The organism is Bosea vestrisii (assembly GCF_030144325.1).
GTDB classification, from domain to species: domain Bacteria; phylum Pseudomonadota; class Alphaproteobacteria; order Rhizobiales; family Beijerinckiaceae; genus Allobosea; species Allobosea vestrisii_A.
Map to the genome: position 1 here is coordinate 345,806 of NZ_CP126307.1, position 24,343 is coordinate 370,148.

At 66.3% G+C, this 24,343-nt stretch carries 20 protein-coding genes and 1 pseudogene; 8 read left to right on the forward strand and 13 right to left on the reverse strand.

Features of this window, described 5'->3' with window-relative positions:
• Positions 1 to 87 precede the first annotated feature (87 nt).
• Together mfd and QO058_RS01675 are read right to left on the reverse strand one after the other, a co-directional pair.
• Complete coding sequence (gene mfd, locus QO058_RS01670; RefSeq protein ID WP_284170015.1) at positions 88 to 3,636, reverse strand: transcription-repair coupling factor; 3,549 nt, start codon at positions 3,634 to 3,636, stop codon at positions 88 to 90.
• Positions 3,637 to 3,743: 107 nt separating this feature from the next.
• Positions 3,744 to 4,040, reverse strand: a complete 297-nt coding sequence (locus tag QO058_RS01675) for an FAD assembly factor SdhE (protein WP_284170016.1) — start codon at positions 4,038 to 4,040, stop codon at positions 3,744 to 3,746.
• Positions 4,041 to 4,191: 151 nt separating this feature from the next.
• Between QO058_RS01675 and recG the strand changes: the two genes are divergently transcribed.
• Positions 4,192 to 6,294, forward strand: coding sequence for an ATP-dependent DNA helicase RecG (gene recG / locus QO058_RS01680; protein ID WP_432212089.1), 2,103 nt, complete (start codon positions 4,192 to 4,194; stop codon positions 6,292 to 6,294).
• A gap of 32 nt (positions 6,295 to 6,326) precedes the next feature.
• On the opposite strand, the gene QO058_RS01685 is transcribed toward recG, so the two are convergent.
• Entirely contained in the window at positions 6,327 to 6,728 is a 402-nt protein-coding gene (locus QO058_RS01685) for a RidA family protein (protein ID WP_284170018.1), read from the reverse strand.
• A gap of 137 nt (positions 6,729 to 6,865) precedes the next feature.
• On the opposite strand from QO058_RS01685, the gene QO058_RS01690 reads away from it, so the two are divergent.
• Both QO058_RS01690 and QO058_RS01695 read left to right on the forward strand, forming a co-directional pair.
• Positions 6,866 to 7,759, forward strand: coding sequence for a LysR family transcriptional regulator (locus tag QO058_RS01690; RefSeq protein ID WP_284170019.1), 894 nt, complete (start codon positions 6,866 to 6,868; stop codon positions 7,757 to 7,759).
• A 70-nt stretch (positions 7,760 to 7,829) separates the two neighbouring features.
• Positions 7,830 to 8,663, forward strand: coding sequence for an AraC family transcriptional regulator (locus QO058_RS01695; RefSeq protein ID WP_284170020.1), 834 nt, complete (start codon positions 7,830 to 7,832; stop codon positions 8,661 to 8,663).
• Position 8,664: 1 nt separating this feature from the next.
• Here the strand turns inward: QO058_RS01695 and QO058_RS01700 are convergent, their stop codons facing one another.
• Positions 8,665 to 9,369 carry a DUF502 domain-containing protein gene (locus tag QO058_RS01700; protein WP_284170021.1) on the reverse strand — a complete coding sequence of 235 codons (705 nt, stop codon included), beginning with the start codon at positions 9,367 to 9,369 and terminating at the stop codon, positions 8,665 to 8,667.
• Between the two features lie 114 nt (positions 9,370 to 9,483).
• On the opposite strand from QO058_RS01700, the gene QO058_RS01705 reads away from it, so the two are divergent.
• Positions 9,484 to 9,894 carry a YbaN family protein gene (locus tag QO058_RS01705; RefSeq protein ID WP_284170022.1) on the forward strand — a complete coding sequence of 137 codons (411 nt, stop codon included), beginning with the start codon at positions 9,484 to 9,486 and terminating at the stop codon, positions 9,892 to 9,894.
• On the opposite strand, the gene glmS is transcribed toward QO058_RS01705, so the two are convergent.
• Complete coding sequence (gene glmS, locus QO058_RS01710) at positions 9,881 to 11,707, reverse strand: glutamine--fructose-6-phosphate transaminase (isomerizing) (RefSeq protein WP_284170023.1); 1,827 nt, start codon at positions 11,705 to 11,707, stop codon at positions 9,881 to 9,883. The two genes, QO058_RS01705 and glmS, sit on opposite strands and share 14 nt — an antisense overlap.
• Positions 11,708 to 11,771: 64 nt before the next feature.
• Positions 11,772 to 13,172, reverse strand: coding sequence for a bifunctional UDP-N-acetylglucosamine diphosphorylase/glucosamine-1-phosphate N-acetyltransferase GlmU (glmU, locus tag QO058_RS01715; RefSeq protein WP_284173072.1), 1,401 nt, complete (start codon positions 13,170 to 13,172; stop codon positions 11,772 to 11,774).
• A 314-nt stretch (positions 13,173 to 13,486) separates the two neighbouring features.
• On the opposite strand from glmU, the gene QO058_RS01720 reads away from it, so the two are divergent.
• The 3 genes from QO058_RS01720 to QO058_RS01730 are packed head-to-tail and all read left to right on the forward strand — an operon-like array spanning position 13,487 to position 17,578.
• Positions 13,487 to 15,049, forward strand: coding sequence for an OpgD/OpgG family glucan biosynthesis protein (locus QO058_RS01720; protein ID WP_284170024.1), 1,563 nt, complete (start codon positions 13,487 to 13,489; stop codon positions 15,047 to 15,049).
• Between the two features lie 38 nt (positions 15,050 to 15,087).
• Complete coding sequence (mdoH, locus tag QO058_RS01725) at positions 15,088 to 17,244, forward strand: glucans biosynthesis glucosyltransferase MdoH (protein WP_284170025.1); 2,157 nt, start codon at positions 15,088 to 15,090, stop codon at positions 17,242 to 17,244.
• Entirely contained in the window at positions 17,216 to 17,578 is a 363-nt protein-coding gene (locus QO058_RS01730; protein WP_284170026.1) for a hypothetical protein, read from the forward strand. The genes mdoH and QO058_RS01730 overlap by 29 nt, the downstream gene beginning before the upstream one ends.
• Positions 17,579 to 17,631: 53 nt before the next feature.
• Here the strand turns inward: QO058_RS01730 and QO058_RS01735 are convergent, their stop codons facing one another.
• From QO058_RS01735 to QO058_RS01750, 4 genes and pseudogenes are all read right to left on the reverse strand, one after another.
• The gene (locus tag QO058_RS01735) at positions 17,632 to 18,507 is read right to left on the reverse strand and encodes a VOC family protein (RefSeq protein ID WP_284170027.1); all 876 of its coding nucleotides are present in this window, start codon (positions 18,505 to 18,507) and stop codon (positions 17,632 to 17,634) included.
• 23 nt (positions 18,508 to 18,530) lie between these two features.
• Positions 18,531 to 19,698: pseudogene (locus QO058_RS31325) on the reverse strand (glutathionylspermidine synthase family protein).
• 3 nt (positions 19,699 to 19,701) lie between these two features.
• Positions 19,702 to 20,334, reverse strand: a complete 633-nt coding sequence (locus tag QO058_RS01745; RefSeq protein ID WP_284170028.1) for a DUF1190 domain-containing protein — start codon at positions 20,332 to 20,334, stop codon at positions 19,702 to 19,704.
• A 10-nt stretch (positions 20,335 to 20,344) separates the two neighbouring features.
• Entirely contained in the window at positions 20,345 to 20,746 is a 402-nt protein-coding gene (locus tag QO058_RS01750) for a DUF350 domain-containing protein (RefSeq protein ID WP_284170029.1), read from the reverse strand.
• Between the two features lie 121 nt (positions 20,747 to 20,867).
• Here QO058_RS01750 and QO058_RS01755 point away from each other — a divergent pair, with 121 nt between their 5' ends.
• On the forward strand, positions 20,868 to 21,248 hold the full coding sequence (locus tag QO058_RS01755) for a GFA family protein (RefSeq protein WP_284170030.1): 381 nt from the start codon (positions 20,868 to 20,870) through the stop codon (positions 21,246 to 21,248).
• Positions 21,249 to 21,258: 10 nt separating this feature from the next.
• Here the strand turns inward: QO058_RS01755 and QO058_RS01760 are convergent, their stop codons facing one another.
• The 3 genes from QO058_RS01760 to tpiA form a co-directional block, all read right to left on the reverse strand.
• A complete protein-coding gene (locus QO058_RS01760; protein ID WP_284170031.1) occupies positions 21,259 to 22,887 on the reverse strand; it encodes a CTP synthase in 1,629 nt (542 codons plus the stop codon).
• 120 nt (positions 22,888 to 23,007) lie between these two features.
• Positions 23,008 to 23,412, reverse strand: a complete 405-nt coding sequence (gene secG, locus QO058_RS01765) for a preprotein translocase subunit SecG (protein WP_284170032.1) — start codon at positions 23,410 to 23,412, stop codon at positions 23,008 to 23,010.
• Positions 23,413 to 23,530: 118 nt separating this feature from the next.
• On the reverse strand, positions 23,531 to 24,292 hold the full coding sequence (tpiA, locus tag QO058_RS01770; protein ID WP_284170033.1) for a triose-phosphate isomerase: 762 nt from the start codon (positions 24,290 to 24,292) through the stop codon (positions 23,531 to 23,533).
• Between the last annotated feature and the right edge of the window lie 51 nt (positions 24,293 to 24,343).

Genomic DNA, 24,343 nt, shown 5'->3' on the forward strand with positions numbered 1-24,343 from the left:
AGCATCTCAGGCTGGAAGGGGCGTCTTCTTGTCCTGAGATTCTCGGGTCTGCGCTGCGCTTTGCCCGAGAATGACGGCTTGCCCGGCCTACGCTGCCTTCTTCCGCTCGGCGATGCGCGCCAGATCCGTCAGAAGCCTGCGCGTGCCCGTCAGCCGCTGCTCGGCGCTCTCCAGATCGTCGATGAAGACGACGCGCATGTCGGGGCGGACCTTGGCCAGCGTGCCGATCTTCGCGACGTAGGAGACGAGCCCCTCCGGATTGGCGAACTCGTTGTCGCGGAAGGCGACGATGATGCCCTTCGGCCCAGCCTCGACCTTCTCGACATTGGCGCGCTTGCACAAAGCCTTGATCGCGACGATCTCGAGGAGCTGCTTCACCTCCTCCGGCAGTGGGCCGAAGCGGTCCACCAGCTCGGCACCGAAGGACTGCAGCTCGCCGTCGTCGTCCATGGTCGAGAGGCGCTTGTAGAGCGTCAGCCGCAGCGTCAGGTCGCCGATATAGTGCTCGGGGATCATCACCGGCGCACCGATCTGGATCGTCGGCGACCACTGCGCATCGCTCTCGATCTCGATGCCGGCCTTGAGCGCCGCCACCGCCTCCTCCAGCATCTGCTGGTAGAGTTCGTAGCCGACCTCCTTGATATGGCCGGACTGCTCGTCGCCGAGCAGGTTGCCGGCGCCTCTGATGTCGAGGTCGTGGCTGGCGAGCTGGAAACCAGCCCCCAGCGTATCGAGCGACTGCAGCACCTTCAGGCGCTTGTCGGCCTGGTCGGTCAGCTTGCGATTGGCCGGCACGGTGAAGAGCGCATAGGCACGGACCTTCGAGCGGCCGACGCGTCCGCGCAGCTGATAGAGCTGCGCCAGGCCGAACATGTCGGCGCGATGCACGATCAGCGTGTTGGCGGTCGGAATGTCGAGCCCGGATTCGACGATCGTGGTCGAAAGCAGGATGTCGTACTGGCCCTCGTAGAAGGCGGTCATCACGTCTTCCAGCGTGCCTGCCGCCATCTGGCCATGGGCGATGCCGACCTTGGCCTCCGGCACCTGCTTGTCGAGGAAGTCCTTGACCTCGGCGATGTCCTCGATGCGCGGCACGACATAAAACGAGCGCCCTCCCCGATAGCGCTCGCGCAGCAGCGCCTCGCGCACGATCAACGGATCGAACGGCGTGACGAAGGTGCGCACGGCAAGGCGATCGACCGGCGGCGTCGCGATGATCGAGAGCTCGCGCACGCCGGTCATGGCGAGCTGGAGCGTGCGTGGGATCGGCGTCGCGGTCAGCGTCAGCATGTGGACCTCGGCGCGCATCTCCTTCAGCCGCTCCTTGTGGGCGACGCCGAAATGCTGCTCCTCGTCGACGATGACGAGGCCGAGATCCTTGAAATCGATGCCCTTGCCCAGCAACGCATGGGTGCCAACGGTGATGTCCATGGTGCCGTCGGAAATGCCCTGCTTCACCGCCTTGAGGTCTGGCGCCGAGACGAAGCGCGAGGCCTGGCCGACCTTGACCGGCAGACCGGCGAAGCGCTCGGCGAAATTGCGATAGTGCTGGCGCGCCAGCAGCGTCGTCGGCACGACGACCGCAACCTGCTTGCCGGCGAGCGCAGTCGTGAAGGCGGCACGCAGAGCAACTTCCGTCTTGCCGAAGCCGACATCGCCGCAGACCAGCCGGTCCATCGGGCGGCCGGCCGCGAGATCGTCGAGCACGGCGTCAATCGTGTTCTGCTGGTCCTCGGTTTCCTCATAGGGGAAGCGTGCGCAGAACTCGTCATAGAGCCCGTCTTGCGGCACGAGACGCGGCGCTTCCTTGAGGGCGCGGGCAGCGGCGATCTGGATCAGCTTGCCTGCCATCTCGCGGATGCGCTGCTTCAGCTTGGCCTTGCGCGCCTGCCAGCCACCACCGCCGAGCCGGTCGAGCACGACCTCGGTGTCCTCCGAGCCGTAGCGCGAGAGCAGCTCGATATTCTCCGCCGGCAGGAACAGCTTGGCGTCGCCGGCATAATGGATTTCGAGACAGTCATGCGGCGCGCCGGCGGCCGTGATCGTCTGCAGGCCGACAAAGCGGCCGATACCGTGGTCGACATGGACGACGATATCGCCAGGCGTCAGCGATGACAGCTCGTTGATGAAGTCCTGCGGCCGGCGCGTCTTGCGGCGCGGCCGCACCAGGCGGTCGCCCAAAATGTCCTGCTCGCCGATGACGGCGAGCTTGCCGGCCTCGAAACCGGTCTCGAAGCCCCAGACAGCGAGGGCAGTCGTGCCGGGCTTGAGATCGAACGCAGCTCGCAATGAGCCGGTCATCTGCACGGTCTTGAGCCCGTGATCGGCCAACACATGGGCAAGGCGCTCGCGCGAGCCCTCCGACCAGGCGGCGAGGATGACGCGGCGTCCGTCCGCCTCCAATGCTTTCACATGCGCAACCGCAGCATCGAAGACGCTGCCGGCATTGTCGGCACGCTCGGCCGCGAAGCTGCGGCCCTGCTTGCCGGCGAGATCGACGACGAGCTTGCCTTCGCTCTCCGGCAGCTGGAACGGCGTCAGCGAGGCGACGCCGGCCTCGCCGATGATGCCGCGCCAGTCGGCCGGCGAGAGATAGAGCGCCTCCGGTGGCAGCGGCTTGTAGGGTATCGAGCCGGGCGAAGGCTGGCCGAGCGCGCTCTTGCGGGCGTCGTAATAGTCCTTGATCAGGCTGATGCGTTCGCCGACGGCATCCTCGGCCTGATGGTCGAGCACGATCGGGACATCGGGCAGATAGGTGAAGAGCGTGTCGAGCTTTTCCGCCAGCAGCGGCAGCCAATGCTCCAGCCCGGCCGGGCGCCTGCCCTCGCTCACCGCTTCATAAAGCGTGTCGTCGCGGCCAGGCGTGCCGAAGGTCGCGATATAGGACTGGCGGAAGCGGCGAATGCTGTCGCTGGTCATCTGCGCTTCGGACATCGGCACGAGGTCGAGCCCGCGCAATTGCCCGGTCGTGCGCTGCGTCTCCGGATCGAAGGTCCGGATCGATTCCAGCGTATCGCCGAAGAAATCGAGCCGGATCGGCGCCGGCATGCCCGGCGGGAAGAGATCGACGATCCCGCCGCGCACGGCGAACTCGCCCGTCTCGCGCACCGTCGAGGTGCGCATGTAACCGTTGATGTCGAGCCAGCGCGCCAGCTCCTCGGTATCGACCATGTTGCCCGGCGCGGCCGAGAAACTCTCGGAGGCGACCTTGCCGAAGCCCGGCACGCGCTGGAGCGCGGCATTGACCGTGGTCAGCAGCAGGCGCGGCTTGTCGCCGGACTTGGTCCGGGCGAGCCGTGACAGCGTCGTCATCCGATGCGCGACGATCGACGGCGCCGGCGAGACGCGGTCATAGGGCTGGCAATCCCAGGCCGGGAAGCTCATCACCTCGAGATCGGGCGCGACGAACTGCAGCGCGTTCTCCAGCACCTGCAGGCGCTGGCCGTCGCGGGCGACGAAGACGATCAGCGCCGGCCCTTCCGACTTCTTCGCGCGGGCGCGGGTGAGGTCGGCGAGGATGACCGCGTCGAAGCCGTCGGGAACGCCGGCGAGCGTCGGCTTGTCGCCACGATTCAGCGCATCGAGAACGCGCTCGAGCTGCGGCTTGGCGATCTGGGCGGGAGGCGGAATGCTCATCGGGCAATCAATCTCAAGGCGTCATTCTCGGGCTTGTCCTGAGAAACTCAGGACCAGAGAGCGCTGGTTTCCGAGATGGTCGGGCCTGGCCCGACCATGACGGCAGCTCAAACGTGGATCGGCTTGTCGTGCTGGTGAAACGCCTTCAGCCGCCGGAACACGTCGCTGTCGTAGTTCGACGGCACCTGCGCCTCGCCGGTGATCCAGCTCAGCAGGTCGCGGTCGAGCACCTCGATCAGCCGTTCGAACTCGTCGAGCTCGGCCTCGCTCAGCGCGCCGATCTGCGCATCGGCGAAGCGGCCCATGATCAGATCGGTCTCGCGCATGCCGCGATGCCAGGCGCGGAACAGGATCTTGCGCCGGCGCGGGTCGAGACCTTCGCTGCTACGGGTCGAGCCACTCATCATCGGCCTCGCAAAATGAAAATAGGGCCGGCCCCGTCGCGGAGCCTGCCTCGGATAGCTATCTGGCTGTTTAGCGATATAGCTATGCCCCATCGCGAAGTCAGCGGTATTCGTGCCGCAGGCTCCGCACTCCTGACATGCCGTGAGCCCATTGCGCCCCTCCGCTCTCGATCCGCTCTTCGCCCCGGCCACAGCCCTTTCCGGTGTCGGCCCCAAGCTCGCCAAGGCGCTCGACAAGCTGCTGGGCGACGAGACGCATGCCACCCGCGTCATCGATCTGCTCTTCCATCTGCCGACCGGCGCGATCGACCGGCGGCCGAGCGAGAGCATCATCGAGGCGCCGATCGGTGAGATCGCGACCTTCTCAGCCCGCGTGACCGAGCATCGCCCTGCCCCGCCGACCAAGGCCAAGGCGCCCTATCGCATCATCGTCGAAGATGAGACCGGCGACGTGACGCTGGTCTTCTTCCACGCCGATGTCCGCCATCTCCTGCAGACCCTGCCGGTCGGCGCCTACCGTATCATCTCGGGCAAGCTCGAACTCTGGGACGGCATGCGCCAGATGGTGCACCCCGACCGCATCCTCGACCCCAAGCTCGCCGCGACCATGCCCTCGGTCGAGCCGGTCTACGGGCTGACCGAGGGCATTGGCGGGCGCGTCATGGCGCGCATCGCCGCAGGCGCTGCCGAGCGCTGCCCGGAGCTGCCGGAATGGCAGGACGGCGCATTCCTTGCGCGCAACGACTTCGCGCCCTTCCGCGATGCCATTCATGCTCTCCACCACCCTGTCGACCTCAAGGCTGCGCAGGGCGACACGGTCGCGCGCCGGCGCATCGCCTATGACGAATTGCTGGCGAGCCAGATCGCGCTTGCCCTCGTCCGCCGCCAGCAGAAGAAATCAGCCGGTCGTGCCACGGCCGGTGACGGCGTCTTGCGCCGAGCCATCGAGACCACCCTGCCCTTCACGCTGACCGAAGGGCAGCGCAAGGCGATCGCCGACATTCATGACGACATGGAAAAACCGGAGCGCATGCTGCGCCTGCTCCAGGGTGATGTCGGCTCCGGCAAGACCGTCGTCGCGCTGATGGCGATGGCCGCCGCCGCCGAGGCCAGGCGGCAATCGGTGCTGATGGCGCCGACCGAGATCCTCGCCCGCCAGCACGCCGAGCGACTGGCTCCCTTGGCGGACAAGGCCGGGCTTAAGCTCGCCTTGCTGACCGGCCGAGAGAAGGGCGCCGGCCGCCGGCAGGTGCTGGAAGGCTTGGTGAATGGCGAGATCGACATCGCGGTCGGCACCCACGCTTTGTTCCAGGAGGGTGTCGCCTTCCGTGACCTGGCGCTCGCCGTCGTCGACGAGCAGCACCGTTTCGGCGTGCATCAGCGCCTGCTGCTCGGTGCCAAGGGCGAAGCGGTCGACATCCTGGTGATGACGGCGACGCCGATCCCGCGCACGCTGTCGCTGACCTGGTTCGGCGACATGGACATTTCGGTCCTCGCCGAGAAGCCGGCCGGCCGCAAGCCGATCGCCACCAAAGCGATTTCCTCCGAGCGCCATGATGAAGTCGTCGGCGCGGTCGGCCGCGCGATCGGTGCCGGTGCGCAGGTCTACTGGGTCTGCCCGCTGGTGCAGGAATCCGACACGCTCGACGTTGCGGCCGCGCAACAGCGCTTCGAGGCACTGCAGGAAGAGTTCGGCGACAAGGTCGGGCTACTGCACGGCCAGATGCCGGGGCGCGACAAGGACGCGGCGATGGCCGCCTTCTCCGGCGGCCAGACGCGCCTGCTGGTTTCGACCACGGTGATCGAGGTCGGCGTCGACGTACCCAATGCATCAGTCATGGTGATCGAGCATGCCGAGCGCTTCGGCCTCGCCCAGCTCCACCAGTTGCGTGGGCGAATCGGGCGGGGTTCTGCCGCCTCGACCTGCCTCCTGCTCTACAAGGGCCCGCTCGGGCCAGTGGCGGAAGCGCGTCTCAGCATCATGCGCGAGACCGAGGACGGTTTCCGCATCGCCGAGGAGGATTTGCGCCTGCGCGGTGAAGGCGAGGTGCTCGGCACCAAGCAATCCGGCTCTCCGGACTGGCGCATCGCCAGGCCGGAGATCGACGGTGATCTGCTCGCGGCGGCGCGCGACGATGCCCGCCTCCTGATCGAGCGCGACCCGCATCTGGAGACGGAGCGTGGGCAGGCGGTCAGGACATTGCTCTATCTGTTCGAGCGCGACGTCGCGATCCGTCTGCTGCGGGCCGGCTGAGGCGACGTTCAGCCCTGCGCCTCCGGAGCGTTTTAGGCCGCTGCGGACGGGATGCGGGCGATCACCTTGAGCTCGAAGTCGAAGCCGGCGAGCCAGGTCACGCCGACGGCGGTCCAACTCGGATAGGGCGGCTCACCGATCTCTTCGGCCCGGATCGCCATCATCTTCTCGAATTGCGTCTGCGGATCAGTGTGGAAGGAGATGACGTCGATCACGTCATCGAAGCTGGCGCCTGCTGCCGCCAGCACGGCACGCAGATTGGCGAAGGCGCGCCGGACCTGGTCCTCGAACACCGGTTCGGACGAACCGTCCTCGCGGCTGCCGACCTGCCCCGAGATGAAGAGCAGGTCGCCGGAGCGGATGGCGGCCGAATATTGATGAACGTCGTAGAGCGCGTGGCGGTTGGCGGGGAAAATCGCGTCACGTTTGGACATGTTGGCTCCTGTCTCGGGTTTTCGAAATGCAGGCGGACGAGGCCGCGCTGTTTCGTTCTTGCAGACCGGAGATAGAGCGGAGGCACTGTTCGGATTAGCCGTTGAAATCGGCACAGGCTGATGCAGATTGACCAGCAATGATCCGTCCATCCCTCAACGACCTCACAGCCTTTGTCACCGTCGCGACGCGTCGCAGCTTCCGCCGCGCAGCGGATGAGCTCGGCACGGCGCCCTCGACCTTGAGCCATGCGATGCGCGCCCTCGAGGAGCGTATGGGCGTGCGACTGCTCAACCGCACGACGCGCAGCGTCTCGCCGACCGAAGCGGGCTTCGAACTGCTCGGCCGGCTTCAGCCGGCGCTTGCCACGCTGGATGAGGCGCTCGACAGCATCGCCACCTTTCGCGGCAGTCTCGCCGGAACCGTCCGGATCAATGCACCGCGACTGGGGGCTTCGCTTCTCGTCCGCGACGTTCTTCATGTCATGGCGGAGCGCTTTCCCGATGTGATCATCGATCTCGTCGTCGAGGGGAAGCTGATCGACATCGTATCGGCCGGTTTCGATGCCGGCGTGCGCCTTGTCGACTCGATTCCGAAGGACATGATCGCCGTGCCGTTCGCCGGCGAGGTCAGCTTCATCTGCGTGGCGTCACCGGCCTATCTCGAACGTTTCGGCGAGCCGGCCACACCCGACGAACTGGCGCGCCATCGCTGCATCGGCCACCGCGTCCCCAACGGCAAGCTCTATCGCTGGGAGTTCGAGCGGGCCGGACAGGCGCTGACGATCGAGGCAGCCGGCTCGATCATCCTCGACGACGAGGAACTGATGGTGGATGCCGCGATCAAGGACTTGGGAATCGCCTATGTCGCCAGCCCGGCAGCCGAGATCGCCCTGGCGCGCGGGCACCTGCGCCAAGTTCTCACCACGTGGACGCCCGCTCCCGAACGGATCGCGGTCTATTATCCCGGACACCGAGCCGTGCCGCCGGCGCTGCGGGCCTTCCTCGATGTCGTCAAGGCCTCGCGATCGTAAGCGGCAGCAATCCCGATCAAGCGGACCCGCCTCGCCTCCGCCATGGTGCCGGCGTTTCGTGAGTGAGCCCATGGACCCAATCAAGAAAGCCCTCTGGTGCATCGAGAGCCGCTTCGCCTCCGAGCTCTCGCTCGACGAGATCGCGGAGGTCAGCGGCGTCTCGCGCTTCCATCTCAGCCGCGCCTTCGGCGTGGCGACCGGCCGTTCGGTGATGCGCTATGTTCGCGAGCGCCGGCTCTCGGAAGCGGCGCGCCAGCTGGCTGCTGGGGCGCCCGACATCCTCCAGGTCGCGCTCGACTGGGGCTATGGCTCTCACGAGGCCTTCACCCGCGCCTTCCGCGAGCAGTTCGGCCTCACGCCGGAAGAGCTGCGTTCAAGGCGCGACCTCTCATCCCTTGCTCTCGTGGAGCCTCTATCCATGCACGCTGCAAACCGCACTCCCCTCGCCGAGCCGCGTATCGTCACCGGCAAGCCCATGCTGATCGCCGGCTTCAGCGGTCATTTCTCGGTCGACAATACGCAAGGCATCCCGCTGCTGTGGCAGAGGATCGTTCCGCATTTCGGCCATATCCCCGGCCAGAAGGGCTATGTCGCTTATGGCGCGAGCTATAATTGCGACGACGTCGGCGCCTTCGACTACATCGCTGGCGCCGAGGTTGCGTCGTTCAGCGAACTGCCCGACGAGTTCGCGCGACTGAGCGTGCCCGAGCAGCGCTGCGCGGTCTTCGAGCACAGCGGCCACATCACCGGCATCAAGCAGACCTATGAGGCGATCTGGCGCGACTGGCTGCCGAAATCGGGCCGCGAGCCGGCCATGGGCGTGACGCTCGAGCGCATGGACCAGCGCTTCGACGGGGCGACCGGCAATGGCATCGTCGAGATCTGGGTGCCGCTGAAGGGCTGAGCTATTTGCCCGCCTCGACGCCGCTGCGCGATGCTGCCTCGCCGGGCTGGATCAGCCCGGCGGACATGATCAGCTTGGCCCCATCCTCGACCGAGATTGAAAGCTCGATCACCTCCTTGCGAGGGAGGTAGAAGAAGAAGCCCGTGGTCGGATTTGGAGTACAGGGCAGGAAAACGCCGATCTGTTCCTCGCCATCGGGCAGCTTGCCGGCGATATCCGGCGCCGCCTCCTGCGCGATGAAGACGATCGACCACATCCCCGGCTGCGGGAACTGCACCATCCCGACCTTGCGGAACGAGGTGCCGGATTGGGAGAAGATCGTCTCGAAGACCTGCTTTACGCCCTTGTACAAGCCTCGCACCACCGGCATGCGGTCAAGGATCGACTCCCCGGCGCCGATCAGCGTGCGTCCGACCAGGTTCGCGGCGAAGAACCCGATCACCGTCAAGCCGATCAGGGCGATGATCAACCCGAAGCCCGGCAGCGGGAACGGCAAATGGTTTTCGGGCCAGAATTGGGCCGGCACCAGCGGCTTCACCAAGCCGTCGACCAGATTGATGAACCACCAGGTCACCGAGGCGGTGATGGCAAGCGGTGCTGCGAGTACGAGCCCGGTCAGGAAATAGCGCCTGAGCCTGGTGCCGAAGGTCGGCCGCAGCAGATCCGTCTGAACGACGAGGCGCGGATCGGGCGTGCGGGCGTTCATCGGCGATCCAGGACTCCATCACTCTTGCGGCTCGGCTACATTGCGCCGCACTATCAGACGATAGCCGAGCGCGCGGCGCTGGCCACCCCCGATTCGCCGGGATCGACGAGTTTCGTGTCCGAACCTTCCAGACCACAGCGCCGCTGGCACCGGCCGCTCTACCTTGCCGCCGGCTGGCTCTGCACGGTTCTCGGCATCATCGGGCTGATCCTGCCGGTCATGCCCGGCACGGTCTTCCTGATTGCGGCCGCCTGGTGCTTCTCGCGCTCCTCGCCGCGCTTCGAAAGCTGGCTGGTCAATCATCCCCGGCTGGGACCGCAGGTCGTGCGCTGGCGGGAAACGGGCGCAATCGCCCGCAGGGCGAAATACGTCGCCTGCGGCTCGATGCTGCTCAGTTTTATCATCGTGGCGGCGACCGACGCGCCGCCGATCGCGCTCTGGCTGAGCGGCGCCGGCCTGATCGCGGCCGCCACCTATGTCGCGAGCCGGCCGGAGCCGCCCGAGGACGAGATCACTCGACGGTGACGGATTTCGCCAGATTGCGCGGCTGGTCGACGTCCTTGCCCATGAAGACCGCCGTCTGGTAGGCGATCATCTGGATCGGCACTGCGTAGACAATCGGCGCGAACAGCGGGTCCATCTCCGGCATGATGATGGTCGCTTCAGGCACGATCCCCGCTTCCGCCGCGCCCTTGGCGTCGGTGATCAGGATGATCCGCCCGCCACGCGCCGCAACCTCCTGCATGTTCGAAGCGGTCTTCTCGAAGAGCGCATCGTGCGGGGCGATGACGATGACCGGCATGTCCTCGTCGATCAGCGCGATCGGGCCGTGCTTGAGCTCGCCCGCCGGATAACCTTCGGCGTGGATATAGCTGATTTCCTTGAGCTTCAGCGCGCCTTCCAGCGCTAGCGGGAAGGCGGTGCCGCGGCCGAGATAGAGCACGTCGCGTGCCCTGGAGAGCTTGCGGGCGAGCTTCTCGATCTCGGGTTCGAGCGTCAGCGCCTGGGCCATCAGACCTGGCAGCGCGATCAACTCCTGAACGTAGCGCGCTTCCTGCTCGGCCGAGAGTGTGCCGCGAGCGCGGGCGGCGGCGATGGCGAGGCCGGCGAGCGCGGTCAATTGGCAGGTGAAGGCCTTGGTCGAGGCGACGCCAATCTCGGGACCGGCCAGCGTCGGGGCAACGACATCGCTCTCGCGCGCGATCGTCGAGGTCGGCACGTTGACGACCGACATGATGTGCTGGCCTTCCTGGCGGGCATAGCGCAGGCAGGCGAGCGTGTCGGCCGTCTCGCCCGATTGCGAGACGAAGAGCGCAAGCCCGTTCGCCGGCAGCGGCGCCTCGCGGTAGCGAAACTCCGAGGCCACATCGATCTCGACCGGCAGGCGCGCCAGCTTCTCGAACCAGTACTTGGCGGTGAGGCCGGCATAATAGGCGGTACCGCAAGCCGAAACGGAGAGGCGCGACAGGCTCTTCCAGTCGAAAGGCACTTCGAAGGGCAAGCGCGTCTTGCCGTTCGCCATGTCGACATAATGCGTCAGCGTGTGACCGACGACCTCCGGCTGCTCATGGATCTCCTTGGCCATGAAGTGGTGGTAATTGCCCTTCTCGACCAGGAAGGCGCCGGCGGCGACGCGCTGGGCGCGGCGATCGACCTGCTGGCCATCCGCGTCGTAGAAGGTCGCGCCCTTGCGGTTCAGCACAACCCAGTCGCCCTCGTCGAGATAGGCGATCAGGTTCGTGAAAGGCGCCAATGCCAGCGCGTCCGAGCCGAGATACATCTCGCCGTCGCCGATGCCGACCGCCAGCGGCGAGCCCTTGCGGGCGCCGATCAGCAGATCCTCCTGCCCTTCGAACAGGAAGGCGAGCGCAAAGGCGCCGCGCAGATGCGGCAGTGCCGCTCCGACCGCCGCGACCGGATCCTTGCCGCGGTCGAGCTCGCGGGTCACCAGATGGGCGATGACTTCGGTGTCGGTTTCGCTCGAAAAGACATGGCCGTCCGCCTCGAGCTCGGCCTTGAGCTCGCGAAAGTTCTCGATGATGCCGTTATGGACCACCGCGAGCTTCTCGGTGGCGTGCGGATGGGCGTTAGTCTCGGTCGGCTTGCCATGCGTCGCCCAGCGCGTGTGGCCGATGCCGATCAGGCCCTCGAGCGGCTCGTTGGAAAGGCGCACTTCGAGATTCTTGAGCTTGCCCTCGGCGCGGCGGCGGCTGAGCTTGCCGCCTTCGAGCGTCGCGACGCCGGCTGAATCATAGCCGCGGTATTCGAGCCGCCGCAGCGCCTCGACGACCTGGCCGGCGACGGCCTGCTTGCCGAGAATGCCCACGATCCCGCACATGCGCGTGCCTCATCCGTTGATATCGATGTGCATCGCCATAATGCCCACTGCGGCTAATGCGAAATCACGTTGAATGTCGAACTGTGAACGAAATGCCCCGCAAATCGCCTATTGCCTGGCTTTTTCTGGCCTGAGCCGCCGCTCTGAACGCCGCCGCCCAGCCCTCACGCTCCATCTGCCGGCCGCGCGCGACCGCGAGCGCATCCGGCTTGACGTCGCGGGTGATGACCGAGCCCGAGCCGATGTAGGCGCCGGCGCCGATCGTAACGGGAGCAACCAGCGCGGAGTTTGAGCCAATGAAGGCGCCCTCCCCGACGATCGTCTTCGCCTTGAAGAAGCCGTCGTAATTGCAGGTGATCGTGCCGGCACCGATATTGGCGTTCGCGCCGATCTCGGCATCGCCGATATAGGTCAGGTGGTTGATCTTGGCGCCCTCGCCGATCGTTGCCGCCTTGATCTCGACGAAGTTGCCGACCCTGGCGCCCTTCGCCAGCTCCGCGCCCGGCCGCAGGCGGGCATAGGGGCCGATCGAGGCGCTCGGCCCGACACTCGCCCCCTCAAGATGCGAGAAGGCGTGGATGACGGCATTGTCCGCGATCCTGACGCCCTTGCCGAAGACGACATTGGGCTCGATCACGACATCGCGGCCAACGACGGTGTCGTGACTGAAGAAGACTGTCTCGGGCGCGAACAGCGTGGCGCCGGCCAGCATCACCTCCAACCGCTTGCGGCGCTGGAAGTCGGCTTCGACCGCTGCCAGCTGGGCGCGATCGTTGACGCCCTGCACTTCGGCCTCCGGCGCGACCCTGGCAACGGCCTTCAAGCCCTGCGCACGCGCCACCGCGACGGCATCGGTCAGATAAAATTCGTTCTGCGCATTGTCGCTGCCGATCGCGTCAAGGATTGAGAGCGCCTGCCTGCCATCGAGCGCCATCAGGCCGGCATTGCAGAGCGTGATGGCGCGCGTCGCCTCGTCGGCATCCTTGTGCTCGACGATTGCCTGCAGCTCGCCAGCCTGCGTCACGAAGCGGCCATAGCCGGTCGGATCGCGCGCCTCGAAGCCGAGGGCGACAACGGCGACGCCGGCACGCAAGGGCTGGCGCAGGTCGGAGAACGTCTCGGGTCGCACCAGCGGCGTGTCGGCGAAAGCGACCAGGACGTCGTCATGGTTGCCCGTCAGACTGTCGCGGGCCGCGAGCACCGCATGTGCCGTGCCCTTGCGCTCGGTCTGGATAAAGACGGCGGCATGCGGGGCGTGCTTCTTCACCTCGGCCGCGACATCGGGCCGATCGGGTCCAATCACGACGGCGAGCGCGTCGGCGCCGGCAGCCGTAACGGCGGCCAAAGCGTGACCGAGCAACGAGCGGCCGGCCACCTCGTGCAGCACCTTGGGCCGCGCCGATTTCATCCGGGTCCCCTCACCCGCCGCCAACACGATGGCGAGACAGGTCCGGGCGGGCTGCATTTCCGTCATGATCGTCCTGTCACATGCTCTTCGAGAGGAAACGCGGCCACGACCGGCTGTCGTCCCGGGCGCAGGCGAATGCCGTACCGGCGGTGGATAGCCGATAGCGAGCGGATTTGGCAAAATCCAGCGGACGATGCGCCGTCACACCGGTTCTGAGCGGACCATTTGGCGCGGCTTCGTTTTCGGCATGGCATTCCTGCATGCAAGGCGTCCCTTTTTTCGCCTTTGGCCTTGCGCCACGCTTTTCAGCCCGGCGCGAAATGCTCTAGAAGCGCATGGCGGCAGAGCTTTGCCGGCCCAAGTTGGACCTGATGTCGAAATCCTTGAATCGCCGTCGATTTTTGAGCCTCGCTGCGACCGGCGCCATCGCGCAGCGGTTTGCCGTCGGCACTGCGGCGGCCCAAGCCCCGACGAGTTGGGCCGGGCTGGTGCAGTCGGTGATCGCCGAGGGACAGCGCTTCGATCCCGCTCTCGTGGTCGAGGCCGCCCGCGTGCTCTCGCGCCGGCCGATGGTGCCGCTTCTCGCGACCGATTTGCCGGAAGGCTACGCCACCCTGCCCTTCGATCAGTATGTCGGCATCCGGGCACAGCCCTCCGGCATGATCTGGGCCGGCGAGAATCGTGGCTTCACCGTCGAGCCGCTTCATCGCGGCTACGTTTTCTCCTCACCGGTCAGCCTGTTCACGGTCGAGGACGATGTCGTCAGACGCGTCGCCTTCGATCCCGGCAAGTTCAATTATGGCCGGGTGGCCCCACCACCCGCGGGCGCGGACCTGCAGTTCTCGGGCTTCCGGGTCTCGGCCGGGCTCGAGCGCCCTTACGAGCTCGCGCTCTTCCAGGGCGCCACCTTCTTCCGTTCGCTGGCGCGTGGCCAGAATTTCGGCGCGATGGCTCGTGCCCTGATCCTGCGGCCGGGCGAACAGCGTGGCGAGGAGATCCCGTTCTTCCGCGCCTACTGGATCGAGCGGCCGAGCCCGGCGGCCGGCGTGCTGATCATCCATGCGCTACTCGATTCCGAAAGCGTCACCGGCGCGGTGCGGATGACATTGCGGCCTGGCGACATCACCTTGGTCGATGTCGAGATGACGCTGTTCGCCCGTGCAAATCTCGACCATGTCGGCTTCGGCTGCGTGATGGGCACTTACCTGTCCGGTCCGCAAAGCCGGCGCGGCTTCGATGATCTGCGGCCAGCAGTCCACGAAGTTTCTGGCGTCCAGATGTTCACCGGCAACGGCGAATGGATCTACCGGCCCGTCAGCAATCCCGCCAACCTGCAGGTCTCCTCCTTCCAGGACTCCAACCCGCGCGGCTTCGGCCTGGTCCAGCGCGAGCGCGACCCGAACGCCTTTGTCGACGACGATCAGCGCTTCGAGCTCCGACCAAGCGTCTGGATGGAGCCGCTCGGCGAGTGGGGGCCGGGCTCGGTGCAGCTCATCGAGATTCCAAGCGAGTCCGAGCTCAACGACAACATCATCAGCTATTGGCGGCCGCGCCAGCCGATCGCCGCCGGCAGCGAGACTACGATCGCCTATCGCCAGGCCTGGTGCTGGCAGCCGCCGGAGCGGCCGCCGCTCGCCATAGCGACCCGTATCAGGCAAGGCCGCGGCTCGCAGGCGCGCCGGCGCCGGTTTCTCGTCGATTTCAGCGGCGACAAGCTAGGCGACCCGGCACTCGTCGCCGCGATCCGCGCCAATGTCACGGCGACTCCAGGCACGATCCAGAACCTGCGTCTCTGGCCTTATCCGGAGCGCCGAACCATGCGCGTCGCCTTCGAAGTCGATCCAGGCAGCGAAACGCTCTCGGAGCTGCGTCTTGTGCTCGATGCCGGCGGCCAGCCGGCTTCGGAAACCTTGTTGAACCGGTGGACCTGGTGACCGTGGACGCACTTGCCCGTCGGGGCGATACCGAGCCCATGACCAGTTGCCCGGCGCCGGTCGAGGCGACACCGCCCGAGAACCGGTTGGAGATGCCGGTGCAGTCCTTCCGCAGCTGGAAGGCCTCCGAAGCCCGCAAGCCTGCAGCGCCGAACGCCTGGCGCACGCCCTGGCTGGCGCGAGCCTTCGTCTTCGGCGGCGCCTGGTTGGTGACTGCCTATGGTGCCTGGGAAATGTACCATGTCGTGTCGGTCAGCCGCACGACCTTCCTGCAGTACGTGTTGCTCGTCCTCTTCACGGTGAATTTCTCCTGGATCGCGCTCGCCTTCACCAGCGCCGTCCTCGGTTTCTCCGCCCTGCTCCTGCGTCTTATGAAGAGCCCCCGCGCCGAGACGCTGACGCAGAAGACCGTCGTGGTCATGCCGATCTACAACGAATCGACGGCACGGACCTTCGCTGCAGTGGCTGCGATCCGCGAATCGATCGAGGCGACAGGGCTCGGCGCCCATTTCGACTATTTCATCGTCTCCGACACCACCAATCCCGACATCTGGGTGGCGGAGGAGCGCGCCTTCCTGGCCTTGCGCCAGCGGCTCGGATCGGATGCCCGCATCTACTACCGGCACCGACCGAAGAACCATCATCGCAAGGCCGGCAACATCGCCGATTTCGTCACGCGCTGGGGCGGGCATTACGAGCATATGGTCGTGCTCGACGCCGACAGCCTGATGACCGGCACCTGCGTCGTGCGTCTCGCCGCCGCGATGGAGGCCGATCCCGACGCCGGCATCATCCAGTCGCTGCCGCTGATCATCAACCGCAACACCTTCTTCGCGCGGCTGCAGCAGTTCGCAGCGCGCGTCTACGGTCCGGTGATCGCGACCGGGCTCGCGATCTGGTCCGGCCGCGACGGCAATTACTGGGGCCACAACGCGATCATCCGGACGAAGGCCTTCGCCGATCACTGTGGCCTGCCCGATCTCAAGGGCAAGCCGCCCTTCGGCGGCCATGTCCTCAGCCACGACTTCGTCGAGGCTGCGCTGATGCGCAGGGCCGGTTGGTCGGTCTACATGCTGCCTGACCTGACGGGTTCCTATGAGGAGAGTCCGCCCTCGCTGATCGACATCGCCACCCGCGACCGGCGCTGGTGCCAGGGCAATCTGCAGCATTCGCGCATCATCGGCGCCAAGGGTCTGGTGACGGCGACCCGCCAGCACTTTGCCACCGGCATGATGGCCTATCTCGCCTCGCCCTTCTGGCTGATGCAGCTGGTGGTCGGCATCCTGATCGTGCTGCAGGTCAATTACGCCCGGCCGGAGTACTTCACCGAGGAGTTCAGGCTCTTCCCGATCTGGCCGCGCTTCGACCCCGAGCGCGCGCTCAACCTGTTCGGGCTGACCATGGCGATCCTGCTGGCGCCAAAACTGTTTGGCCTTCTGCTGACGCTGTTTGACGGCAAGCTCCGGCGCGCCTGCGGCGGCGGCATCCGCCTCACGCTCTCGGCTTTACTCGAGATCCTGTTCTCGGCCTTCTTCGCGCCGATCATGATGGTGATCCAGTCCGGCTCGGTCTTCCAGATCCTGGTCGGGCGCGACACCGGCTGGAACCCGCAGCGGCGCGACGACGGCTCGATCCCGTACAAGGACATCGTCCGCCGGCATCGCACCCATACGCTGCTCGGCCTGGTCGCCGGCCTCTCGGCCTTCATGATCGCGACCTCGCTGTTCGCCTGGATGTCCCCCACCATCGTCGGCCTGCTCCTGGCGATTCCGCTCTCATGGGCGTCCGGCAACCTTGCGCTCGGCCTCTGGCTGAAGCGGCGCGGTCTCCTGATCACGCCGGAGGAAGGCGACCCGCCGGCGATCGCGACGCGGGCCAATGCGCTCCAGGCCGAATTCGCGCAAGCTGGGCACGATGACTCCGACGGGCTTGCCGCCCTCCATGCCGACCCAATGCTGCGTGCGACCCACGAAGCGATGCTACCCCAGGTCCAACCGCGCCGCCGCGGGGAGATCGAGCCCGACCGCGCCGTGGCGCAGGCCAAGCTGATCGACGCCGAGACCGTTGGCGATGCGGTGATCTGGTTGAAATCAAAAGAGCGCATGGTCGTGCTGCACGACCGCGCCCTGCTCGGTCTGCTGGCGAACCTGCCGGATGGACCGGCGCATGCCGGTGCCGAGCCGCCTGGTCGCTAGTGGCTCGCCGCTCATTGGTTTAACGGACGACGGGCCCGACGGCCTCTTGCATTCTCCTCGCCATTCCAACGAGGAGAATGTCATGCAACGTCGCGGGTTTCTTCTGGGTCTGATCGGTCTTTCGGCCGGAGGGCTGACATTTGCTGCCACGCCGACCTCCGTGCAGGCCGGTGCTCTTCCGCTCGATCTTGAGCAGGCATTGGCCGAAACCAGCGCAGACTATTCGCTGCTGGTCGGTCGGTTGACCCACCGCCGCCGAGCCGGCGGCTGGTGGCGCATGCGGGTCGCCAGAGCGCGGGCCTGGGGTCGCAGGGGGCGGCCGGGCCGGCGCTGATCCGGGTTCGCCGGCGACTGCATGGCTTAAGCTGTGCCAGCCGTCTCTGGCGCTCAGCCCTGCTCGAAGGCGATGACGCAGCCGAAGGCGGCATCCGCCGAAACGACGAGGCGCGCACCGTCCCGATGATGCGCCACGTCGCCTCCGACAAGCCGAGCACGGATAGGCTCGAGATTCGGCACGGTGACCGCGAAGCCGGCGAAATAGGGCCGCGTCCGTCCGCTGTCGCCATCGAGCGTTGCGGCAGCCGCCTCGGGCGTCAGCACCTCCAGGCGCCCGCGCGGCAGCGGCAGGCGCAGGCCACCCTCCGGCGTCCCAAAGCTCTCTGCTCCCGAGAAGGAGCCGAGGAGGCTGACCTGCGCGGCCGGTTCCTCTGTCACCATGAACACGGCGGAAAGCCCGCTCGCGCCGTTCTCGTGCTGCTGGAAGGCCGGGTTCCAGAAATTCTGCGGCTCGTGCTGCTGGCAAACGAAGAAACCGCAGTCTGAGGCCGCCTGATTCTCTGCAAACGCGAGCGAGAACGCAACGCGGACTTCGCTGCCATCCGGCCGGCGCGCCTGCCGCTCGAAGAAGAAGGGCTCGAAGTCGCCGATGCCGGCGGCGCGGAAGCCATTCGCATCGCCGACCGCGTCCCGGCTCTCCAGCGCCAGCATCGACATGCCCTCACCGCGCGCCAGCGCGTCACGCACGAAGGCTCCGAAGGAGAAATGCCGGGGGGCGTGCGGCGGGATCAGGGTTACGTCGCCGATCGTGATCAATTCGAGGAAGGCGCCGGGGAACTGGACGATCCGGTTCTCGGTGCCCCAGGGATGGCGGTTGCGTGCGCCGACACGGAAGCCGAGCCGCTCATAGAAAGTGCCGGCGGTATCGAGATCGGCGACGCCGATGACGAGATGATCAAGGCCGCGCGCTTGGGTCGTTTCAGGCATGGGCAAACCGTAAGCTGGCAGCACTACGGCTCGATGAAATGCGGCACGAAGCGCGAGGTGTTTTTGGTGATCGGAGTCGTATCCTCACGGATGCCGAGACCGCAAGGCTGCGAAGCGACGAGCCAGGAGCCGAGCACCGGATAATTGCCGTCGAGATTCGGCAGCATGGCGGTCGCCTGCAAGATGAAACCCTCGGCACCATAGGGTCCGTCATCGCTGTCCCGGACCGCCCCGCCCTCGACCAGCGTCACATTGGCGCCTTCGCGCGAGTAAAGCGGCTTGCGGACATGGTTCGCTCCGAGTTCCGAACAGCGCGGGTCGTCCTCGAAATAGGCCGGCAGCAGATTGGGATGGCCCGGCGCCATCTCCCAGAGATACGGCAGGAGCCCCTTGCTCGATATCAGTGCCTTCCAGGGCGGCTCGACGAACTGACAGCGCGAGCCAGCGAGCGCCGAGGCGTATTGCTCGCGGAACAGCCATTCCCAGGGATAGAGCTTGAACAGCAGCTCGATCGGCAGGCTGGCGCCGTCGCAGAAGCGCCCATCGGCGAGCAGGCCCATCTCCTCGACGAAGGTGAAGCGGGCGTCGATCCCGGCCTGGCTCGCGCAATCGATCAGATAGTCGACCGTGCCCCTGTCCTCGAAGCTGCCCTGCACGCAGGTGAAGTGCATGCGCTCCGGCTTCGGATTGCGAAGCTCCCCCGAAAGCCGCGATCAGGCGTTCGTGCAGCGAATTGAACTGGTCACAGCCGCGCGAGATCAGGCCCTGCGCCATCGCCTGCTCGAGCCAGTCCCATTGCACGACGGCCGCCTCGAACAGGGAGGTCGGCGTATCGGCGTTGTACTCCAGCAGCTTGGCTGGCCCTTTGCCGTCATAGGCGAGGTCTAGTCGACCATAGAGATTGCGGTCACCACGCTGCCAGCTATCGCGGATCAGCGTCCATTGTGGCTCGGGAATCGCGAGCCGGCGCAGGATTTCCTCATCCTTGAGAGCGCGCTCGACGAAGGCGAAGCATAGCCCTTCGATCTCGCTGGTCGGCGCCTCGATGTCGTTCTCGATCTCTTTCAGCGAGAAGGAATAGGCGACGCTCTCGTCCCAATAGGTTTCCCCGTTGAGCGTGTGATAGGCGAAGCCGAGGCGCTCGACCTCCACCTGCCAGTTTTTGCGAGGCGTTACACGAAGCCGTTGCATCGATCAGGATGATGACGAGGAGGAGAAGGAGCGCGAGGTCGAGCCGAAACCGCCACGCGAGGCGACGCTCGGCGTGCTCGCCATTCCCGTTGAGGAAATGTTGCGAGCGACCATCGCCTGGCCCGAGCTGGTCGTATACGCCCGGGAGCGGCTGCTGCTGCCGCCATAATAGCCGCCGCTTGACGATGACGAGGACGAGGTCCGGGTGGGCTGCTCGCATTCCGGCCGGCCGGAGCCGGGCTGGCGGGACCCGGGTGGACAGGCTGCGCTGGTCGGCGGCAACAGCGGCTGGGCCGCACCGCCGCCGGACATGAACTGCCGAGCCAGCATGATGCCGGCGAGCGCCGGGATGAAGACCTGGGCATTATTCCAGGTCGCACTCTGGCAGCCGCTGGAGCCGAATTCCTGCTCGCAGGAGGCGCTGCTGGTGAATTTCTTGGCGTCGCGCAAATGGTTGGCGGACGCCTCGTTGAAGCGCTGCTCGCATTGGCTGGCGCTGAGCTGGTTGGCGGCCCAGCACTCGGCGACGTTGTTGTAAACCAGCGAATCGTCGGTCTCGCCGCCGGAGAGCGACCAGTAGGTCGCGACCAGCACCACGCCAGCGGCGGCAAGCCCGATCTGGGTCGAGCGCTTCATGGACGCCTCCTCACTCGGTCATGCTGGCGGCCGCGAGCGTCCCGCTGAGAATGGCGATCACCGCCAGCATCGCGGCCGAGGGGATCCGGTCCTCCTCGATTTTGCGCGAGAGGTCGGGGATGACGATGCGGGCGAAGCCATAGGCGCCGAACTGGATGACCATCGCGATCACCGCCCAGATCACCAGGTCGGGAACGCTGGCCGCCTGCTCGATCGCCTTCTCCAGCGGCACCGAGAAGCCAATGAGATTGCCGCCGAAGGCGACCGCGGCCGAGAGATTGCCGCCTCGAATCAGCGCGACCTCATCATGGGCGGTCAGTCGCATATAGACCGCGGCAAAACCGGCGATCAGCGCGAAGCCGACACAAAAGTAGAGAAGGAACGCCGGCAACCCGGCCATCGAGATCGTCATGCTGCCGCCCCTTGCATGCCATGATGGTCAAGGCGCTCACTATACGTCAGCAGCGCCGCTGCGCCAGACTGCCGAGGCTGGCATCGCGGGCACGCAGATGAGCGCGTCACGGAGAGGCTCCATGAAGGAAAGACATGCCAGCTGCTCTTGCGGGTCTCTGAGCCTGATCTGCCGCGGCGAGCCGGCGCTCGTCTCGCTCTGCCATTGCCGCGAATGCCAGCGCCGCACCGGCAGCACCTATGGCATCGCCGCCTTCTTTCCGCGCTCGGAGGTCGCGATCAGCGGCGAGGCAACTGCCTATCGCCGCGAAGCCGATAGCGGCTTCGAGGTCACGCAGCACTTCTGTCCGCGTTGCGGCAGCACGGTTTATTGGGAGCCGTTGCGCAAGCCGGAAATGATCGCAGTCGCCGTCGGCGCCTTCGCCGACCGGGATTTTCCGGCGCCCGGCAAGCAGGTCTATACGCAACACCGCCACCCTTGGGTCGCGGTGCCGATCGACTAGGCTGGAAGGCTCAGACCAGGCGGCTCTGCACCACCGCCGCCTCGATGAAGCTGGCGAACAGCGGGTGTGGCTCGAACGGGCGCGACTTCAGCTCGGGATGGTACTGCACGCCGATGAACCAGGGATGGTCGGCATATTCGACCGTCTCGGGCAGCAGGCCGTCGGGCGAGACGCCGCTGAAGCGCAGGCCTTTGGCCTCAAGCTGCTCACGATAGCCCATATTGACTTCGTAGCGGTGACGGTGCCGCTCCGAAATCTCGGTCGAGCCATAAATCTGCGCGATCTTGGTGTCGGCCGAGAGCTTCGACTGGTAAGCGCCGAGTCGCATCGTGCCGCCGAGATCGCCGCCGGAAAACCGCTGTTCCAGCTCGTTGCCCCGCATCCATTCTGTCATCAGGCCGACGACGGGCTGGTTGGTCGGGCCGAACTCGGTCGAGTTGGCGTCCTTGATCCCGGCGAGCGAACGCGCCGCCTCGATCACCGCCATCTGCATGCCGAAGCAGATGCCGAAATAGGGTACCTTGCGCTGCCTGGCGAAGCTCGCTGCCTTGATCTTGCCCTCGGCGCCGCGATGACCGAAGCCGCCGGGCACCAGGATGCCGTGGACATGCTCGAGGAAGGGCGCCGGGTCCTCCTTCTCGAAGACCTCCGACTCGATCCAGTCGAGATTGACCTTGACCCGGTTGGCGATGCCGCCATGGGTCAGCGCCTCGATCAGCGACTTATAGGCGTCCTTCATCCCGGTGTACTTGCCGACGATGGCGATGGTGACCTCGCCCTCCGGGTTCTTGATCCGCTCGGAGATGCGCCGCCAATTGCTGATGTCGGGCGCGGCGTTGTCGTCCATGCCGAACGCCGCCAGCACCTCGGTGTCGAGCCCTTCGGCGTGATAGGACAGCGGCACGTCGTAGATCGAGGCGACGTCGCGCGCCTCGATCACCGCCGTCTCGCGGACATTGCAGAACAGCGCGAGCTTGCGCCGCTCCTCCACCGGGATCTCGCGATCGGTGCGGCAGAGCAGGATGTCGGGCTGGATGCCGATCGAGCGCAGTTCGGCGACCGAATGCTGCGTCGGCTTGGTCTTCAATTCGCCGGCGGTCGGGATATAGGGCAGCAGCGTCAGGTGCACGAAGATGCACTGGCCGCGTGGCAATTGCTGGCCGGTCTGGCGGATGGCCTCCAGGAAGGGCAAGCTCTCGATATCGCCGACCGTGCCGCCGATCTCGACCAGCACGAAGTCGTAGCCGTCATTGCCGGAGAGGACGAATTCCTTGATGGCGTTGGTGACGTGCGGGATCACCTGGATCGTGGCGCCGAGATAGTCGCCCCGGCGCTCGCGCGTCAGGATGTCCATGTAGATGCGGCCGGTGGTGATGTTGTCGCCCTTGTTGCAGGGCCGGCCGGTGAAACGCTCGTAATGGCCGAGGTCGAGGTCGGTCTCGGCGCCGTCGTCGGTGACGAAGACCTCGCCGTGCTGATACGGGCTCATCGTGCCCGGATCGACGTTGAGATAGGGGTCGAGCTTGCGCAGGCGGACCGTATGGCCACGCGCCTGCAGGAGAGCAGCCAGAGCCGCCGCCGCCAGGCCTTTGCCAAGCGAGGACACCACGCCGCCGGTGATAAAAACATACCGCGTCATGGGAGGTCACCTTTAACGCTAAGAATTCGATTCGCTAAGCGAGCCTTTGCGGGTCCGATCCGCGCCGCACGCTTGTCCACAAAGAGAAGGGCCGGTTTCCCGGCCCCTGCCCTGTCCAGCTCACCGTGTCGGTGCGCCTGGTTGCGGCGGTTGTGATCCGCCTTGGTTCTGCATCTGCCTGAGCTGGTCGAGCACGCCACCGGCATTCGGCGCGGAAGGCCCGCTCGGAGCCGCCGGCGCGGTCGTGCCGGTCGGAGCCGGGGCGCCATCGATGATCGAGCGCTGCGTCCGGCCGTGCGTCGCCATGACTGCCAGCACCAGCGAGGTGATGAAGAACAGGCCGGCCAGGATCGCCGTGGCGCGGGTCAGCGCATTGGCTTGGCCGCGGCCGGTCATGAAGCCACCGACACCGCCGCCACCGCCGGAGCCCATGCCGAGGCCGCCGCCTTCGGAACGCTGGAGCAGCACGACGCCGACGAGCGCGATCACGATCAGCAGGTGAATGACGATGAGAACGTTCTGCATGGCTCACGAAATGGGTATGGCGCGGGCGCCTGCCAAGATGGCGGCATCCCGCGGGTCGGCGCTGGCCATAGCATGGGCTTCCCGCCCATGCCACCCGCGATTTTAATCTCCCCCGGGATCAGGCGCAGGCGCGCGCGATCGCCAGGAAGTCTTCGGCCTTGAGGCTGGCGCCGCCCACGAGCGCGCCGTCGACATTGGCGACGTTCATGAGTTCGACTGCATTGCTCGGCTTGACCGAGCCGCCATAAAGCAACCTGACGCCTGCCGCTGTCGCCTTGCCGAGGATGCGTCCGAGCTCGGAGCGGATCGCTTCATGCATCTCGGCGACATCCGCCGCCGTCGGCGTCAAGCCGGTGCCGATCGCCCAGACCGGCTCATAGGCGACGACGAGGGAGGCCGCTGTCGTGCCCTCGGGCACCGAACCGCGCAGCTGCTTCTTCACTACGGCAAGTGCCTTGCCGGCCTCGCGCTCGTCCTTGGTCTCGCCGACGCAGACGATCGGTGTCAGCCCCGCCGCCAGCGCCGCCTCGGCCTTGGCCTTCACCTGCGCATTGCCTTCGCCATGCAGGGTGCGGCGCTCGGAATGACCGACGATCGCGTAGGTCGCTCCGGCATCGACCAGCATCGGCGCCGAAACCTCGCCGGTGTAGGCGCCGCTCGCATGGGCGCTGCAATCCTGCCCGCCGGTCGCGATGCGCGAACCGATCAGCGAAGCCGTCAGCGTGAAGAGCAGCGTCGCGGGCGGGCAGATGGCGAGATCGACGGCGCGCCGCAGCTCGGCGTCATGGCCCTTGGCGACCTCGGCGGCGATGGCGAGATCCGCCTTCACCCCGTTCATCTTCCAGTTGCCCGCCACCAGCGGCTTGATCGTTCGCGTCACGGCTGCTCTCCAATTCCTGTCCATCGGCTCTAGCAATGCTGCCTCCTGATC

Bases quoted from the DNA above. Each gene is read 5' to 3' on its own strand.
- mfd (WP_284170015.1), bottom strand. From the start codon at position 3,636: ATGAGCATTCCGCCTCCCGCCCAGATCGCCAAGCCGCAGCTCGAGCGC.
- QO058_RS01675 (WP_284170016.1), bottom strand. From the start codon at position 4,040: ATGAGTGGCTCGACCCGTAGCAGCGAAGGTCTCGACCCGCGCCGGCGC.
- QO058_RS01685 (WP_284170018.1), bottom strand. From the start codon at position 6,728: ATGTCCAAACGTGACGCGATTTTCCCCGCCAACCGCCACGCGCTCTAC.
- QO058_RS01690 (WP_284170019.1), top strand. From the start codon at position 6,866: ATGATCCGTCCATCCCTCAACGACCTCACAGCCTTTGTCACCGTCGCG.
- QO058_RS01695 (WP_284170020.1), top strand. From the start codon at position 7,830: ATGGACCCAATCAAGAAAGCCCTCTGGTGCATCGAGAGCCGCTTCGCC.
- QO058_RS01700 (WP_284170021.1), bottom strand. From the start codon at position 9,369: ATGAACGCCCGCACGCCCGATCCGCGCCTCGTCGTTCAGACGGATCTG.
- glmS (WP_284170023.1), bottom strand. From the start codon at position 11,707: ATGTGCGGGATCGTGGGCATTCTCGGCAAGCAGGCCGTCGCCGGCCAG.
- glmU (WP_284173072.1), bottom strand. From the start codon at position 13,172: ATGCAGCCCGCCCGGACCTGTCTCGCCATCGTGTTGGCGGCGGGTGAG.
- QO058_RS01720 (WP_284170024.1), top strand. From the start codon at position 13,487: ATGTCGAAATCCTTGAATCGCCGTCGATTTTTGAGCCTCGCTGCGACC.
- mdoH (WP_284170025.1), top strand. From the start codon at position 15,088: ATGACCAGTTGCCCGGCGCCGGTCGAGGCGACACCGCCCGAGAACCGG.
- QO058_RS01730 (WP_284170026.1), top strand. From the start codon at position 17,216: ATGCCGGTGCCGAGCCGCCTGGTCGCTAGTGGCTCGCCGCTCATTGGT.
- QO058_RS01735 (WP_284170027.1), bottom strand. From the start codon at position 18,507: ATGCCTGAAACGACCCAAGCGCGCGGCCTTGATCATCTCGTCATCGGC.
- QO058_RS01745 (WP_284170028.1), bottom strand. From the start codon at position 20,334: ATGAAGCGCTCGACCCAGATCGGGCTTGCCGCCGCTGGCGTGGTGCTG.
- QO058_RS01750 (WP_284170029.1), bottom strand. From the start codon at position 20,746: ATGACGATCTCGATGGCCGGGTTGCCGGCGTTCCTTCTCTACTTTTGT.
- QO058_RS01755 (WP_284170030.1), top strand. From the start codon at position 20,868: ATGAAGGAAAGACATGCCAGCTGCTCTTGCGGGTCTCTGAGCCTGATC.
- QO058_RS01760 (WP_284170031.1), bottom strand. From the start codon at position 22,887: ATGACGCGGTATGTTTTTATCACCGGCGGCGTGGTGTCCTCGCTTGGC.
- secG (WP_284170032.1), bottom strand. From the start codon at position 23,412: ATGCAGAACGTTCTCATCGTCATTCACCTGCTGATCGTGATCGCGCTC.